The following is a 15,254-nucleotide window of genomic DNA, read 5'->3' as shown; positions in this document are numbered from 1 at the left end:
AACTCAGCTCTTGACGAGGAGGCCGCGGCTGCGCAGGACGCGGCGTTCCAGGGGCGAGAAGAACAGGAGGTCGATGCCGATGCCGACGATCAGGATCAGGATGATCGTGGCGAGCACACCCGACATGTCGCTGTAGGTACGGAAGTTCTCCATCAGCTGGCCGAGACCCGTCCCGAGGTCGGGCGAGTTGGCGATCAGTTCGGCCGCCATCAGCGAGCGCCAGGAGAATGCCCAGCCCTGCTTGAGTCCGGCCAGATAGCCGGGCAGCGCGGCAGGGAGCAGGACATGCCGGATGCCGTTGATCCCGGTTGCGCCGATGGTGCGGCCCGCGCGCAGATACAGCGGCGGGATCTGGTCGACGCCCGCCACCAGGCCGTTGGCGATGGACGGTACGGCTCCGAGCAGGACCACGGCGTAGATCGTCGCGTCCGTCAGCCCGAACCAGATGATCGCGGCCGGGACCCACGCCACCGAGGGCAGGGACTGCAGACCCGACAGGATCGGGCCGATCGCCGCCCGCACCGGCCTGACCCGTGCGACCAGCAGACCGAGCGGCGTACCGATGGCGACGGAGACGGCGAAGCCGAGGGCGCCGCGCGAGAGGCTGGTCCAGATGTAGCCGAGGAGGGTGCCGTCGAGCCACATCTGCGAAATGGAGTGCCAGACGTCCACCGGCCCGGGCAGGACGTAGTCCGGCTTGAGATCGGAGGCGGCGGCGAACTGCCAGACCGTGATGACCAGGACGACCGCGATCAGCGGCGGAACGATCTTGGAGAGCAGGATGCTGCCGACGGACACCCGTTCGGCAGCCGGTGCCGTGTCGAGCGCGTCCAGGCCGGCTTCGAGCCCGGCCAGATCATGCTTCGCGGTGGTGTCAGTGCTGGCCATGGCGGCGGATCTCCCCACGCAACTGTTCGGTGATCTCGACGGAGAGCTCCGCCACCGCGGAGTCCTCGATCCGGCGCGGCTGCGGGATGTCGATCTGCCACTCGCGGGCGATGCGCCCCGGCCGCGACGACAGGAGCACGACGCGCTCCGCGAGGCGTACGGCCTCACGGACGTTGTGGGTGACGAAGAGGACCGAGATGCTGGTCTCGGACCAGATACGCGTCAGCTCCTCGTGCAGCACATCGCGCGTGATGGCGTCGAGCGCGGCGAACGGCTCGTCCATCAGCAGGAGCTGGCTGTCCTGGGCGAGCGCGCGGGCGAGCGCGACACGCTGCCGCATACCGCCCGAGAGCTCGTGCACCCGCTTGCCGTACGCGCCCCGCAGCCGTACGAGTTCGAGCAGCCGCTCCGCCTCGTCGCGCCGGTCCGACTTGGCCATGCCCCGCATCTTCAGGGCGAGTTCGATGTTCTTGCCCGCGGTGAGCCAGGGGAAGAGCGCATGCTCCTGGAACATCAGGGCCGGACGCCCGCCGGGTACCTCGATGGCCCCGGCGGACGGCAGGTCGAGCCCTGCGACGAGATTGAGCAGCGTGGACTTCCCGCAGCCGGAAGCCCCCAGGAGGGTCACGAACTCACCGGGACCGACATCGATGCTGACATCGTCCAGCACCAACTGCTGGGCACCGGCCCGGCCGAACGACTTCGACACATGGTCGAGACGTGCGGCATACGGCACCGTGTCGGCGACCGCTGTGGCCTGCTTGACGAGAGTGGTTGCCATGAGTCTCACCTCCTGAGGGCGTTACGGCGATGGCTGCGGTTACTTGACGCCGAGGCCGGCGTCGGCGACGGTGGGCTGTCCCTCTGCCTTCAGCACCTTGTTGAGCAGCGTCAGGTCATAGATGCCCTCGAGCAGCGGGTCCTCGAGCAGACCGGCCTTGACCGCGTGACCGGCCTCGTCGCGCAGCGTCGAGGCGAGCGGGTCGTTGATGATCTCGACGTTCTTGAACGCCGGGTCGAGCACCTCGGCGGGCAGCTCCTTGCCGGAGTCCGCCTTCAGCCTGCTGTTGACCGAGGCCTTGGCCTTGTCGGGGTTGGCGGCGATCCACGCGTTGGTCTTCACCGAGCCGCGCAGCACGGCCTCGACGACATCCGGGTGCTCCTTGAGGAACTTCTGGGAGACGATCACGTTCGTGATGACGAACTTGCCGTCCTTCCACAGCGTCTTCTCGTCGAGCAGCACCTTGCCGCCGCCCGCGACCAGCTTGGACGCGGTGGGCTCGGGCACCCAGGCGCCGTCCAGCGCGCCGGACTCGAAGGAGGCGGGGATCTCCTTGTTGTCCTGGCGGACGACCGTGACATCCCCCTTGCCGGTGTTGGCGTCGACCTTCAGGCCCTTCTCCGACAGGTAGTTGAGCAGCGCCACGTCCTGGGTGTTGCCGAGCTGCGGGGTGGCGATGCGCTTGCCCTTGAGGTCGTCCAGGGACTTGATCTTCTCGGAGTTGACGACCAGCGAGACACCGCCGGAGGCCGAACCGGAGATGATGCGCAGGTTCTGGCCGTCCGACTTCGTGAAGCCGTTGATCGAGGGGGAGGGGCCGATCCAGCCGATGTCGATGGCGCCGGCGTTGAGGGCCTCGATCTCGGACGGGCCTGCGTTGAAGACCTGCGGCTTGATCTCGGTGCCGCCGAGCTCCTTCTGGATCAGGCCTTCCTGGAGGCCGACCAGGGCCGTGGCATGGGTGACGTTGGCGAAGTAACCGATCTTCACCTCGTCGAGGCCGCCGATCTTCTCACCCTTGGCGGCGGGGGCGACCTTGTCGTTGTCCTTGGCCTCGGAGCCGTAGCCGCAGGCGGTGAGCGCCACGGCCAGCAGGGGCAGGGCGGCTGCTGCGGCGAGGCTGCGGCGCAGGGTGGTACGGGTGGCAGGCACGGGAGGCTGTCCTCTCGTTGGCCCGGCGGTCACGCTCTTACGGCGTGGCCGGGAAGTCGGCGTGTTTTCGGCGGTGCGGGGTGCGGGGGGTGTGGGCGCGCAGGCAGTGCGCGTACGTCATCGCGCACATCGCGCCACTCCGCCGGTGCCCGCGCCGAGGGCGCCGCTGCCGACGCGGCCGCCCTCCTTGGCGAAGGTCGAGTAGATGTCGCTCATCGTCAGAAGTCCCAGGCTGCGTCGTCGTCTGCGGACTGTTCGGCCGGTGCGGCCTTGGCGGTGGCGAACGCGTCGCCCGCCATGCCGGCGGCGAGGGTGGTGCCGTCCGCGGGGTCGATCAGCAGGAAGGATCCGGTACGGCGGGAGTGCGCGTACGAGTCCAGCGCGAGGGGCTCCGCGGTGCGGACCTTCACACGGCCGATGTCGTTGGCGACCAGCTGCCCGGGGGCCGGGTGCTGGGACAGATCGTCCAGGGTGAGCTTGGACGGGATGTCCTTCACGATCGCCTTGACCGTGCGGGTGGTGTGCTTGAGCAGCACCCGCTGGCCCACCGTGAGCGGCTGGTCGGCGACATGGCAGACCGTCGCCTCGACGTCCTGCGATGTCGCGGGGGCGTCATCGCTCGGGACGACGAGGTCGCCGCGGGAGACGTCGATGTCGTCCTCCAGCAGGAGGGTGACCGACTGCGGGGTCCAGGCCACATCGACCGGCGTGCCGAGCAGGTCGATCCCGGCGATCTTCGACGTACGGCCGGACGGCAGCACCGTCACGCTCTCGCCCACGCGGAAGGTGCCGGCCGCGATCTGGCCCGCGTAGCCGCGGTAGTCGGGGTGCTCGGCGGTCTGCGGGCGGATCACGTACTGCACCGGGAAACGGGCGTGGCAGCTCGTCAGATCGTGGCTGACCGGCACGGTCTCCAGGTGCTCCAGCACCGTCGGGCCGCCGTACCAGTCCATGTGGGCGGAAGGGTCCACTACGTTGTCACCGACGAGCGCGGAGATCGGGATCGCGGTGATCTCCGGGACGCCGAGCTCGCTCGCGTACGCGGTGAACTCCTCGGCGATCTTGGCGAAGACAGGCTCGGCGTAGTCGACGAGGTCCATCTTGTTCACCGCGAGCACCACGTGCGGGACGCGCAGCAGCGCGGCGATCGCGGCATGGCGGCGGGTCTGCTCGACCACGCCGTTGCGCGCGTCGACCAGGACCACGGTGAGCTCGGCGGTGGAGGCGCCGGTGACCATGTTCCGCGTGTACTGAACATGCCCGGGGGTGTCGGCCAGGATGAACCGGCGCCGCGGGGTGGCGAAGTAGCGGTAGGCGACATCGATGGTGATGCCCTGCTCCCGCTCGGCCCGCAGACCGTCGGTCAGCAGCGCCAGGTCCGGGGCCTCCTGGCCACGGCTGCGCGAGGCGTGCTCGACGGCCTCCAGCTGGTCGGCGAGCACCGACTTGGAGTCGTGCAGCAGCCGGCCGACGAGCGTGGACTTGCCGTCGTCGACGGAGCCCGCGGTGGCGAAGCGCAGCAGCGTGGTCGCCGACAGCTGGGCGGTGAGCTGCTCGGTGGTGCTGGTCATGGTTAGAAGTACCCTTCGCGCTTGCGGTCTTCCATCGCGGCCTCGGACAGCTTGTCGTCGGCACGGGTCGCGCCCCGCTCGGTGAGCCGGGAGGCGGCGATCTCGGCGATCACGGCGTCCAGCGTGGTGGCCTCGGAGTCCACCGCGCCGGTGCAGGACATGTCGCCGACCGTGCGGTAGCGGATCAGCCGCTTCTCGACCGGCTCGGTGTCCTTGGGGCCGCCCCACTCGCCTGCGGTCAGCCACATGCCGCTGCGGGCGAACACGTCGCGCTCGTGCGCGAAGTAGATCTCCGGAAGCTCGATCTGCTCGCGCTGGATGTACTGCCACACGTCCAGCTCGGTCCAGTTGGACAGCGGGAAGACGCGGACGTGCTCACCGGGCGCGTGGCGGCCGTTGTAGAGCTGCCACAGCTCGGGGCGCTGGCGGCGCGGGTCCCACTGCGAGAACTCGTCGCGCAGCGAGAACACCCGCTCCTTGGCGCGCGCCTTCTCCTCGTCGCGGCGGCCGCCGCCGAACACCGCGTCGAAGCGGTGCTGCTGGATGGCCTCGGTCAGCGGCACGGTCTGCAGAGGATTGCGGGTGCCGTCGGGGCGCTCGCGCAGCTTGCCCGCGTCGATGTACTCCTGCACGGAGGCGACGTGCAGCCGCAGGCCGTGCTCGGCGACGGTGCGGTCGCGGTACTCGATGACCTCGGGGAAGTTGTGCCCGGTGTCCACATGCAGCAGCGAGAAGGGGATCGCGGCGGGCGCGAAGGCCTTCAGCGCCAGGTGCAGCATGACGATCGAGTCCTTGCCGCCCGAGAACAGGATCACCGGCCGCTCGAACTCACCCGCCACCTCACGGAAGATGTGCACCGCCTCGGACTCCAGGGCGTCCAGGTGGGTCAGCGCGTACGGGCTGTCGCTGGTCTCGGTCACGACATTGACACTCGTGGTCATGCCAGGCCCCTCTCGGTCAGCAGCGCGTGCAGCGCCGCAGCGGACTCCTGCACGGTCTGGGTGTGGGACTCGATCCGTAGGTCCGGGGCCTTCGGCTCCTCGTACGGGTCGTCCACACCCGTCAGTCCGCTGATCTCGCCCGCCGCCTGCTTGGCGTACAGCCCCTTCACATCGCGCACGGAGCACACCTCGACCGGAGTCGCGACGTGCACCTCGAGATACGGGGTGGCTTCCTGCTGGTGGCGACCGCGCACGGCGTCGCGGCTGTCGGCGAACGGCGCGATGACCGGGACCAGGACCTTCACACCGTTCGAGGCGAGCAGCTCGGCGACGAAACCGATGCGCTGGACGTTGGTGTGCCGGTCCTCGCGACTGAAGCCGAGACCCGCCGAGAGGAACTCGCGGATCTCGTCGCCGTCGAGGACCTCGACGCGGTGCCCCTCCTCGCTCAGCCGGCCCGCCAGCTCGTACGCGATGGTGGTCTTACCGGCGCTCGGCAGCCCGGTGAGCCAGATGGTGGCCCCTGTCACGTGCTTCTCCAAAGAACTCTGATCGGTCGTCATCAGCCGTGCAGCCCGCATTCGGTCTTGCCGCGGCCCGCCCAGCGGCCGGCGCGGGCGTCCTCGCCCTCCAGCACCCGGCGGGTGCACGGGGCACAGCCGACGGAGGCGTAGCCGTCCATGAGCAGGGGATTCGTCAGGACTCCGTGCTCGGCGACGTACGCGTCCACGTCGTCCTGCGTCCAGCGGGCGATCGGCGAGACCTTGACCTTCTGCCGCTTCTCGTCCCAGCCGACGACCGGGGTGTTCGCCCGGGTCGGGGACTCGTCGCGGCGCAGGCCCGTCGCCCACGCGTCGTACGCGGCCAGGCCGTCTTCGAGAGGCTTGACCTTGCGCAGCGCGCAGCACAGGTCGGGGTCGCGGTCGTGCAGCTTCGGGCCGTACTGCGCGTCCTGCTCGGCGACGGTCTGACGGGGCGTGAGGGTGATGACGTTGACGTCCATCACCGCGTCCACCGCGTCGCGGGTGCCGATGGTCTCCTCGAAGTGGTAGCCGGTGTCCAGGAACACGACGTCCACGCCGGGGAAGGCACGCGAGGCGAGATGGGCGACGACCGCGTCCTCCATCGAGGAGGTGACGCAGAAGCGCGGGCCGAACGTCTCGGCGGCCCAGGTGAGGATCTCGAGGGGTGACGCCTCCTCGAGATCCCGGCCCGCGGCCTCGGCGAGCGCCCGCAGTTCCGCCGCGGTGCGCGCCTGAGTGGTCGTCATGATGATTCCTCCCCGCCGTGGTTGCTCTGCACGCCCCGGGACAGGAGCCCGAGGAACGACAGGCGGAACGCCCGGTTGCAGGAGGCGCATTCCCATGCGCCGTGACCCGCCTCGGAAGGGCGCAGGTCCTCGTCCCCGCAGTAAGGGCAGTAGAACGGCGCGGCTCGCTCGCTCACAGCGCCTCCCCGGTCCGGGCAGTGTGCAGCCCCGGTATGTGCCCCTCTGTCATGAGCTCCTGATGGCCGGCGTCGGTCATGACAGGGCCTCCTCGCTCGCGCGAGCGGCCCATGTCGCGAAGCGCTCGCCGTCCTCACGCTCCGCCTGGAACCGGCCCAGCACACGCTCGACGTAGTCCGGCAGCTCGTCCGAGGTGACCTTCAGGCCACGGACCTTGCGGCCGAAGCCGGACTCCAGCCCCAGTGCGCCGCCCAGGTGCACCTGGTAGCCCTCGACCTGGTTGCCGTCGTCGTCCAGGACCAGCTGGCCCTTGAGACCGATGTCCGCCACCTGGATACGGGCGCAGGCGTTGGGGCATCCGTTGATGTTGATGGTGATCGGCTGGTCGAACTCGGGCATCCGGCGCTCGAGCTCGTCGATCAGGGACGCGCCTCGCGCCTTGGTCTCGACGATGGCCAGCTTGCAGAACTCGATGCCGGTGCAGGCCATCGTGCCGCGCCGGAACGGCGAGGGGGTGACCCGCAGATCGAGCGCCTCCAGGCCGGCGACCAGCGACTCGACCTGGTCCTCGGTCACATCGAGCACGATCATCTTCTGCTCGACGGTGGTGCGCAGCCGGCCCGAGCCGTGCGCTTCGGCCACCTCGGCGATCTTGGTGAGGGTGGCACCGTCCACACGGCCGACGCGCGGCGCGAAGCCGACGTAGAACCGTCCGTCCTGCTGCCGGTGCACACCGACGTGGTCGCGCCACTGGGACACCGGCTGCTCGGGCGCGGGGCCGTCGATCAGCTTGCGGTTCAGGTACTCGTCCTCCAGCACCTGACGGAACTTCTCGGCCCCCCAGTCGGCGACCAGGAACTTCAGACGGGCGCGCGTGCGCAGGCGGCGGTAGCCGTAGTCGCGGAAGATCGAGATGACGCCTTCCCAGGCGTCCGGCACCTCGTCCAGCGGCACCCAGGCACCGAGCCGCACCCCGAGCTTGGGGTTGGTGGACAGGCCACCGCCGACCCAGAGGTCGAAGCCGGGGCCGTGCTCGGGGTGGTTCACACCGACGAACGCGACGTCGTTGATCTCGTGGGCCACATCCAGCAGCGGGGAGCCGGAGATCGCGGTCTTGAACTTGCGGGGCAGGTTGGAGAAGGCCTTGTTGCCGATGAACCGGCGGTGGATCTCCTCGATCGCCGGGGTGCCGTCGATGATCTCGTCCTCGGCGATGCCCGCGACCGGCGAGCCGAGGATGACACGGGGTGTGTCACCGCATGCCTCGGTCGTCGACAGGCCCACTGCCTCGAGCCGGCGCCAGATCTCCGGGACGTCCTCGATGCGGATCCAGTGGTACTGGACGTTCTGCCGGTCGGTGAGGTCGGCGGTGCCGCGGGCGAACTCCTCGGAGATCTCGCCGATCACCCTCAGCTGCTCGGCGGTCAGTCGGCCACCGTCGATGCGCACACGCAGCATGAAGTACTTGTCGTCCAGCTCCTCCGGCTCCAGGATCGCGGTCTTGCCGCCGTCGATCCCGGGCTTGCGCTGGGTGTACAGGCCCCACCAGCGCATCCGCCCGCGCAGGTCGGCACCGTCGATGGAGTCGAAACCGCGGTGGGCGTAGATCGTCTCAATGCGTGTCCGCACATTGAGACCGTCATCGTCCTTCTTGGTCTGCTCGTTGGCATTGAGCGGCGTCATGTGGCCAACGGCCCACTGACCCTCGCCACGGTGGCGCCCGGCCTTGCGGCGGGGCGTGGCGGAGGCGGGCTTTTCGGGGGTGGCGGCCATGGCGAAATGTCCTTCGAGACTGCAGGAGGGCGGCTCTGATCTGCACACTCGTGCGCAGGGCGCGACGATGCGCAGGGCGGGGCGAAAATCAGAAGAAGTGCGGCGGTGCTGGGCTGTCAGCAGGCCGGACAGATGGCGCTGGACATGCGGCCGAGGTCGACGTGCCGCCGACTCACCAAGGCAATTCCAGTTCCAGACATGACGGAAGCGTGTCACGGGACTTTGGACCCAGTCCAGCTTCGTCCATCATGTGGACAGAGATGTCCCGTATCGCGAGACAATGTGTCCCGGGTCACGCACCTTGATCGGGGGCGGCCCGGGACGAGGCCGGATCGTTGTCAGACTCCGGCGCCCGGCCAGGGGCCAGGGGCCGCCGTCTCCGGCTCCTCCTCGGCCTTCGTGTCGAAGAGCGTGAAGCCACGGCGCAGATAGTTGTCCATGGCGTGCGGGCCGTCCTTGGAGCAGGTGTGCAGCCACACCCGCTTGGTCGGCGGCAGCTCGGGCCACCGCTCTGCCAGGTCCCACGCGCGCGCCGTCGCATACGACAGCAGGTGTCCGCCGATCCGGCGGCCGCGGAACGCCGGGATCAGCCCGAAGTAGACGATCTCCACCGACCCGCCGTCCTGCGCCTGAAGCTCCACATAGCCGGCCGGGGTCCCCTTCTCGTAGGCCACCCAGGTCTCCACGCCCGGCCGCCCGAGCCACTCCTGCCACTCGGCGTACGTCATGGCGAGCCGGTCGGTCCAGTGGATGTCGCCGCCCACGGCCGTATACAGAAAACGGCTGAACTCCGGCGAGGGGACCTCGGCCCGCACGATCCGGACATCGTCCCCGGGCTCGGCCGCCGGGCGCAGATCCGCGGGCGAGGTCTGCTCCAGGGACCAGGTCGTCACAGTGATGCTCATACCAGCCAGGGAATCACGCCCGCTTCAGAAGACGGAGTCCAGGTCCGCCCCGCCGGACCGCCGGTGGCCGGACCGGTCCTTCCGGCCTCTGCCTCCACCGCTCAGGACGGACCCGCCGGACCGCCGGTGGCCCGGGCCCGGGCTCGCCGGGCGGCCCGCTGCACCGCCCAGGCCCCCCGCCCGACCGACGGTGTGTCCTCGGACCGGCCCCGCCGGGCTGCCGGTGTGCCTCAGACCCGGCCCCGCCGGGCCCCTCGCACCGCCGGAGCCGTCGAGTGCGGCAGCAGATCGCCCGGGTGCTCCGGGCCGATCAGCTCCACCTCGATCTCCTCGGCGAAGCGGTAGGGCCGGTGGGCCAGGATCTGCGCCAGATGGCGGCGGAGCCGCGACATCTCCGCCCGTACGGTCACCGTGCGCGTCGGATCCTCGAAGACGTCCTGCGCCAGCTGGGCCGCCGTCCGCCCGTCCGGGTGCCGCGCCAGGAAATACAGCAGCTCGGCATGGCGTGGACTCAGTTCGTGCGCCCAGCTGCCCGAGGTCCCGTGGACCGTCACGGACGGCTGCCGGGGCCGGCTCAGATCCAGCACCACCCGCCCCGCCGCGACCGGCTCGGCATTCTCCTCGTCCGCCCGTACCAGCCAGCCGCCGGGCAGCGGCTCGACCGTGCACATCCCGAGCGAGGGCAGCCACAGCCGCCCGGCCCGTACCGCCTTCGGCAGCGACAGCCGTCCCGAGGGCGCCGTCCGGATCACCGCGGCCGGCCAGCCGTTCACGTCCACGGCCAGCGCCCGCCCGGTCAGCCGTGCCAGCAGCGGCGCGGCGACCGTGCGTAACCGGTCCAGCGAGGCGAAGTGGCGGTTGCGCAGCTCGGCTTCCGCGAGCCGGGCGATCGAGGTCACCAGGGTGAGCGTGGCCGGATGCATCGTGGACAGCGGCCCGCTGATGTCGACGACCCCGATCAGCCTGCCGTCCCGGGGGTCGGTGATCGGGGCGCCCGCACACGTCCAGGTGTGGTGGCTGGAGACGAAGTGCTCGGCGGAGTGCACCTGGACCGGCCGCCGGGTCACCAGCGGGGTGCCGACGCCGTTCGTCCCGACCAGCCCCTCGTTCCAGTCCGCGCCCAGGACGAAGCCGTGCGAGTCGCCCTTGCGCAGCACCGCAGCGCTGCCCTCGCGCCACAGCAGCCGCCCCTCGGTGTCCGCCACCACCATGATGTGCTGGGCCGCCTCGGCAATGGACACCAGACTCTCGCGCAGCACCGGAAGCACTTCCACCAGCGGCGAGGTGAGCCGGCGCCGCTCGATCTCCTCCAGCGGCAGCACCCCGGCCCGCTGGTCCCGGTCGGGGTCCAGGCCGTTGCGCAGCATCCGCTCCCAGGACTCGCTGATGTCCGCCCGCGGGCCGACCGCCGGTCTGCGGCCCGAGAGGGCGGCGTCCCGCACGCCCTTCAGCAGCCGGGTGGCCTCGACGGTGTCCATGGCGGCGAGCCTGGCCAGGTCGAGGGATGAGTTCTGCACCGGGTCCTCCTACGGCGACGTCAGCGGCCGGATGCGGGGGCGGCCAGCCCATCGTCCCCTGCGGGCCGCCGACGCGCTGGGATATGCCCCACAAAGATGCAACCCTTTGCAACCCTCGCGAACGGGCGTGCGGGTGTACGAAGGTGACGGAACACCGGTTCGCCGGAGTGCCGTGCGCCGCACTGCGGTGCGCATGGCAGCGTGCGGGGTGGTGCCGTGTCGGCGCAGCACCACCCCGCACGGTCGTCAGCGGCGCGATCGGTCCGTCATACGACGGCGCGCGCCCGCTCGACGACCGGCACCAGATCGAGCGGGTGGGGCAGTGTGCCGAACGCCGCTCCCCAGTCACCGCCCAGCCGCGACGCACAGAACGCGTCGGCGACCTCGGGCGGCGCCCAGCGCACCAGCAGCGAGCCCTGCAGCACCACCGCCATACGCTCCACCACCCGGCGTGCCCGTGCCTCGATGCCGTTCAGATCGGCAAGTTCGGTCAGCAGCGCCTTGATCGCCCTGTCCAGTCGGTGATCGGCGCCGCGCGCCCGGCCGACCTCGGTCAGATACGCGTTCAGCGCGGCCGGCTCCCTCTGCAGCGCACGCAGCACGTCCAGTGCCTGCACATTGCCCGAGCCCTCCCAGATCGAGTTCAGCGGCGCCTCCCGCAGCAGGCGCGGCATGCCCGACTCCTCGACGTAGCCGTTGCCGCCCAGACATTCCAGCGCCTCGGTGACCACCGGTGTGCACCGCTTGGTCACCCAGTACTTGGCCGCCGGCACCGCGATCCGCAGGAACGCCTGCTCCTGCTCGGTGCCCGCGTCGTACGCGGCCGCGAGCCGCAGCGCCAGCGTCGTCGCCGCCTCCGACTCCAGCGCCAGATCGGCCAGCACATTGCGCATCAACGGCTTGTCGATGAGCAGCCCGCCGAACGCGCTGCGGTAGGCGGCATGGTGGACCGCCTGCGCCACCGCCTGCCGCATCAGCGCCGCCGCCCCGGTGACACAGTCCAGCCGTGTCGCCGCCACCATCTCGATGATGGTGCGCACCCCGCGCCCCTCCTCACCGACCCGGCGTGCCCACGTGCCGTCGAACTCCACCTCGCCCGACGCATTGGAGCGGTTGCCCAGCTTCTCCTTCAGTCGCTGGATGCGGAACACGTTCCGCTCCCCGTCCGGCATCACCCGCGGCACCAGGAAGCAGGTCAGCCCTCCTGCCGCCTGGGCGAGCACGAGGAAGCCGTCGGACATCGGGGCGGAACAGAACCACTTGTGGCCTGTCAGGACATATTCGCCCTCCACGGCCAGCGGCTCGGCCCTGGTCGTATTGGCGCGCACATCGCTGCCGCCCTGCTTCTCGGTCATCCCCATCCCGAACAGGACGCCGGTCTTCAGTGCGGGGGGCCGCAGTGCGGGGTCGTACACATGCGAGGTCAGCCGGGGCTCCCACTCGGCCGCCAGGGCCGGATCGGTGCGCAGCGCCGGCACCGCGGCGTGGGTCATCGACACAGGGCAGCCGTGCCCGGCCTCCGTCTGCGACCACACCAGGAATCCGGCGGTGCGCCGGACATGCCCGCCGGGCCTGCCCCAGGCGTTCACCAGACCCGAGGTGACCGCCTTGCCCAGCAGCCGGTGCCAGGCGGGATGGAATTCCACCTCGTCGACACGGTTTCCATAGCGGTCATGGGTGCGCAGTTTCGGGGGATGGTCATTGGCCTGCACCCCCCAGGCCTGCGCCTGAGCGGAGCCGGCGGACCGGCCGAGGCCCGAGAGCTCCTCCCGTACCTCCTGGAGCAGTCCGGGTGCCACATGCCGCTCGACCGCCTCCAGCAGCGCCCGGTCGGCCGTGAAGACGTCGTACCCCACCAGGGGCGGGGGCTGATTGGTCACTGTGTGGGTGGTGCCTGCCATGCCGATACGGTAAGGAGGTGCAGGCAGCAAACGAAACACCCGACCGGCCGACGGGCCGGCTCCACCGGGCCCGGGTCCTCTACCGCAACGTCTCGAAGCGGAAGATGGCATGGCTGCTGCTCAAGGACACCGTCAATTCGTGCATCGAGTACCGCATCCTGGGCCTCGCCGCCGAGGCGGCGTTCTTCACTCTGCTGTCCGTGCCGCCGCTGATGCTCGGCCTGCTCGGCCTGCTCGGCTACATCGACAACTGGACCGACACCACCACCGTCGCCTCCATCGAGGAGAACATCCTCAGCGCGGTCGGTACGGTCCTGTCCGAGCGGGGCGTCAACGACATCGCCAAGCCCCTGCTCGAGGACGTCACGCACGGCGGCCGCCCCGACATCATCTCCATCGGTTTCGCCATCGCCCTGTGGTCCGGCTCCCGCGCGGTCAATGTCTTCATCGACACCATCACCGTCATGTACGGCCTGGACGGACAGCGCGGCATCGTCGCCACCAGGCTGCTGGCCTTCCTGCTCTACATCATCGCCCTGCTGATCGGCGCGGTCGTGCTGCCGCTCGCGGTGGTCGGCCCCGACCGGGTCGTGGAGTTCATGCCCTGGGGCGCGGAAGTGGTAGCCGTCCTGTACTGGCCGGTGGTGATTCTGTTGTCCATCGCCTTCCTCACCACGCTCTATCACGTGTCCGTGCCCGTGCGGTCACCCTGGGTGGAGGACATCCCCGGCGCGCTGGTGGCCCTCGGGATGTGGTTCCTGGGCAGCTTCCTGCTGCGGATCTACCTCACCAGCACCGTCGAGGGACCGACGATCTACGGCTCGCTCGCCGCGCCCATCGCTTTCCTGCTGTGGATAGGGATCTCCGCTTTCGCGGTCCTCGTCGGCGCCGCGGTCAACGCGGCGATCGACCGGGTCTGGCCGTCCGTGGCCACCGCCGCGGCCCGCGCGGCCAACGAGCGGTTGCGGGCCGAGAACGCGGCGGCGCTGCTGGCCCAGGCCAGGACTGCGCACGCCTTCGAGGACGACGATGACGATGACGACGGGGACGAGGGTGGCGGGGACATGCCGTCCGAGTTCCCCGAGCGGTGGTCGAAGTTCCTGCCCCCGGACGATGTGAAGTCGCGCCTGCACACGGGCCGGGACAACGGCCGCGAGAAGGACCCCCACCACAACAACCGGGAGTAGGCCACCGGAGCAGCCCCCGGGAGTAGCCTCACCGGTATGTACGAGGAACGGCCGTCCCTGCTGGACGGGGCCGTCGTATGGTCGCGGACCACCGGCGCGCCCTCCGGCACCGGGTCCCGCGTACCTCCCGCCTTCGAACAGCCCGTGCTGCCCGACGGCTGCATGGACCTGCTGTGGTCCGGAGGCCGGCTCCTGGTCGCGGGGCCCGACACTCGCGCGCACCGGCCCGGCAGTCCGCCCGGGACCGCCTGGGCAGGGGTGCGTTTCGCACCCGGAGCCGCGCCCGGGTATCTGGGCGTACCGGCGCACGAGCTGCGCGACCAGCGGGTCGAGCTCGCCGATCTGTGGGGCGACGCCGAGGCTCGCCGGCTCGCCGAGCGGATCGCGGGCGCCGGCGACCAGCTTGCCGAGCTCGAGGCCGTGGCCTTGTGGCAGGCGGACGCCGCCGGGCCGGCGGACCCCCGTCTGGCAGCGGTCGTACGGCACCTCGACGCCGGCGGCACGGTCGCCGGGGCGGCGGACGCCGCCGGGCTCGGCGCCCGGCAGCTGCACCGGCGTTCGCTCGACGCCTTCGGGTACGGCCCCAAGACGTTGGCCCGCATCCTGCGGCTGCAGCGGGCCCTGGCCCTGGTGCGCCGGGGCGTTCCGTACGCGGCGGCCGCACTCCGCGCAGGCTGCGCGGACCAGGCGCATCTCGCCCGGGAGATGCGAGCGCTGGCCGGGATGACGCTCGGCGACTACGAGGCGTCTGGCGCCGTCGGGGCGTCGGCGAACAGCGAGACGCCGTTGCCGTCGGGGTCGAGCACGACCGCGTAGCGCTGCCCCCAGAACGCGTCCCAGGGCTTGAGGTGGCCCCGGTACCCGGCCTCGGTCAGCCCCGCGTAGACGGAGTCCACCTCGGCGGGACCGTCGCAGGCGAAACAGAGCCCGATCCGGTCGCCGCCCGTGGGCCTGGTCCACTCGGGGTCGAACGAACGGACGGTCTCCTCCGTGTCCCACAGCAACCGCAGGCCGCCGGGGAGCGTGTGCTGGACATGGGGAGCGGTGTCGGCGTCGGCGGGGATGTCCAGTCCCAGCCGGCGGTAGAAGGCGAGCGAGGCGGCCGTGTCGGCGACGACGAGGCCGATGGCGTCGGGTCGAGGAGTCATGACCTCACCGTAGGCAGGGCCGTCGCGGCCGGTCTTGAACGAA

16 protein-coding genes are annotated in these 15,254 nt (G+C 70.5%); 2 read left to right on the top strand and 14 right to left on the bottom strand.

Annotation, left to right across the window (positions count from 1 at the left end):
• Window positions 1-3 precede the first annotated feature (3 nt).
• The 13 genes from OHS70_RS07340 to OHS70_RS07280 form a co-directional block, all read right to left on the bottom strand.
• Entirely contained in the window at window positions 4-888 is an 885-nt protein-coding gene (locus OHS70_RS07340) for an ABC transporter permease (RefSeq protein WP_328394882.1), read from the bottom strand.
• The gene (locus tag OHS70_RS07335; RefSeq protein ID WP_443062576.1) at window positions 875-1,678 is read right to left on the bottom strand and encodes an ABC transporter ATP-binding protein; all 804 of its coding nucleotides are present in this window, start codon (window positions 1,676-1,678) and stop codon (window positions 875-877) included. Before OHS70_RS07335 ends, OHS70_RS07340 begins: the two co-directional genes overlap by 14 nt.
• Window positions 1,679-1,708: 30 nt before the next feature.
• Window positions 1,709-2,821 (bottom strand): aliphatic sulfonate ABC transporter substrate-binding protein, encoded by a 1,113-nt coding sequence (locus tag OHS70_RS07330; RefSeq protein ID WP_328394878.1) that lies wholly within the window; start codon window positions 2,819-2,821, stop codon window positions 1,709-1,711.
• A gap of 218 nt (window positions 2,822-3,039) precedes the next feature.
• A complete protein-coding gene (locus OHS70_RS07325) occupies window positions 3,040-4,392 on the bottom strand; it encodes a sulfate adenylyltransferase subunit 1 (RefSeq protein WP_328394876.1) in 1,353 nt (450 codons plus the stop codon).
• A 2-nt stretch (window positions 4,393-4,394) separates the two neighbouring features.
• Entirely contained in the window at window positions 4,395-5,333 is a 939-nt protein-coding gene (cysD, locus tag OHS70_RS07320; protein WP_328394874.1) for a sulfate adenylyltransferase subunit CysD, read from the bottom strand.
• Entirely contained in the window at window positions 5,330-5,896 is a 567-nt protein-coding gene (cysC, locus tag OHS70_RS07315; RefSeq protein WP_328394872.1) for an adenylyl-sulfate kinase, read from the bottom strand. Before cysC ends, cysD begins: the two co-directional genes overlap by 4 nt.
• Window positions 5,896-6,603 (bottom strand): phosphoadenylyl-sulfate reductase, encoded by a 708-nt coding sequence (locus tag OHS70_RS07310; RefSeq protein ID WP_328394870.1) that lies wholly within the window; start codon window positions 6,601-6,603, stop codon window positions 5,896-5,898. Before OHS70_RS07310 ends, cysC begins: the two co-directional genes overlap by 1 nt.
• On the bottom strand, window positions 6,600-6,779 hold the full coding sequence (locus OHS70_RS07305) for a hypothetical protein (protein ID WP_328394868.1): 180 nt from the start codon (window positions 6,777-6,779) through the stop codon (window positions 6,600-6,602). Before OHS70_RS07305 ends, OHS70_RS07310 begins: the two co-directional genes overlap by 4 nt.
• Window positions 6,780-6,855: 76 nt before the next feature.
• A complete protein-coding gene (locus OHS70_RS07300; protein WP_328394866.1) occupies window positions 6,856-8,553 on the bottom strand; it encodes a nitrite/sulfite reductase in 1,698 nt (565 codons plus the stop codon).
• 116 nt (window positions 8,554-8,669) lie between these two features.
• Window positions 8,670-8,753, bottom strand: a complete 84-nt coding sequence (locus tag OHS70_RS07295) for a putative leader peptide (RefSeq protein WP_313904670.1) — start codon at window positions 8,751-8,753, stop codon at window positions 8,670-8,672.
• 138 nt (window positions 8,754-8,891) lie between these two features.
• Entirely contained in the window at window positions 8,892-9,458 is a 567-nt protein-coding gene (locus OHS70_RS07290; protein ID WP_328394864.1) for a GNAT family N-acetyltransferase, read from the bottom strand.
• Window positions 9,459-9,688: 230 nt separating this feature from the next.
• Complete coding sequence (locus OHS70_RS07285; RefSeq protein ID WP_328394862.1) at window positions 9,689-10,975, bottom strand: GAF domain-containing protein; 1,287 nt, start codon at window positions 10,973-10,975, stop codon at window positions 9,689-9,691.
• 266 nt (window positions 10,976-11,241) lie between these two features.
• Window positions 11,242-12,876: an acyl-CoA dehydrogenase family protein gene (locus OHS70_RS07280; RefSeq protein WP_328394860.1), complete on the bottom strand. Its 1,635-nt coding sequence runs from the start codon at window positions 12,874-12,876 to the stop codon at window positions 11,242-11,244.
• Between the two features lie 17 nt (window positions 12,877-12,893).
• Between OHS70_RS07280 and OHS70_RS07275 the strand changes: the two genes are divergently transcribed.
• Window positions 12,894-14,063 (top strand): YihY/virulence factor BrkB family protein, encoded by a 1,170-nt coding sequence (locus OHS70_RS07275; protein WP_328394858.1) that lies wholly within the window; start codon window positions 12,894-12,896, stop codon window positions 14,061-14,063.
• 36 nt (window positions 14,064-14,099) lie between these two features.
• The gene (locus tag OHS70_RS07270) at window positions 14,100-14,879 is read left to right on the top strand and encodes a helix-turn-helix domain-containing protein (protein ID WP_328394856.1); all 780 of its coding nucleotides are present in this window, start codon (window positions 14,100-14,102) and stop codon (window positions 14,877-14,879) included.
• Here the strand turns inward: OHS70_RS07270 and OHS70_RS07265 are convergent.
• Entirely contained in the window at window positions 14,801-15,211 is a 411-nt protein-coding gene (locus tag OHS70_RS07265) for a VOC family protein (RefSeq protein ID WP_328394854.1), read from the bottom strand. The two genes, OHS70_RS07270 and OHS70_RS07265, sit on opposite strands and share 79 nt — an antisense overlap.
• Window positions 15,212-15,254 lie beyond the last annotated feature (43 nt).

The sequence above is a fragment of the Streptomyces sp. NBC_00390 genome, assembly GCF_036057275.1.
Taxonomy (GTDB): domain Bacteria; phylum Actinomycetota; class Actinomycetes; order Streptomycetales; family Streptomycetaceae; genus Streptomyces.
Note: the sequence above shows the minus strand (reverse complement) of the source record. Positions and strands in the feature narration are given on the sequence as shown.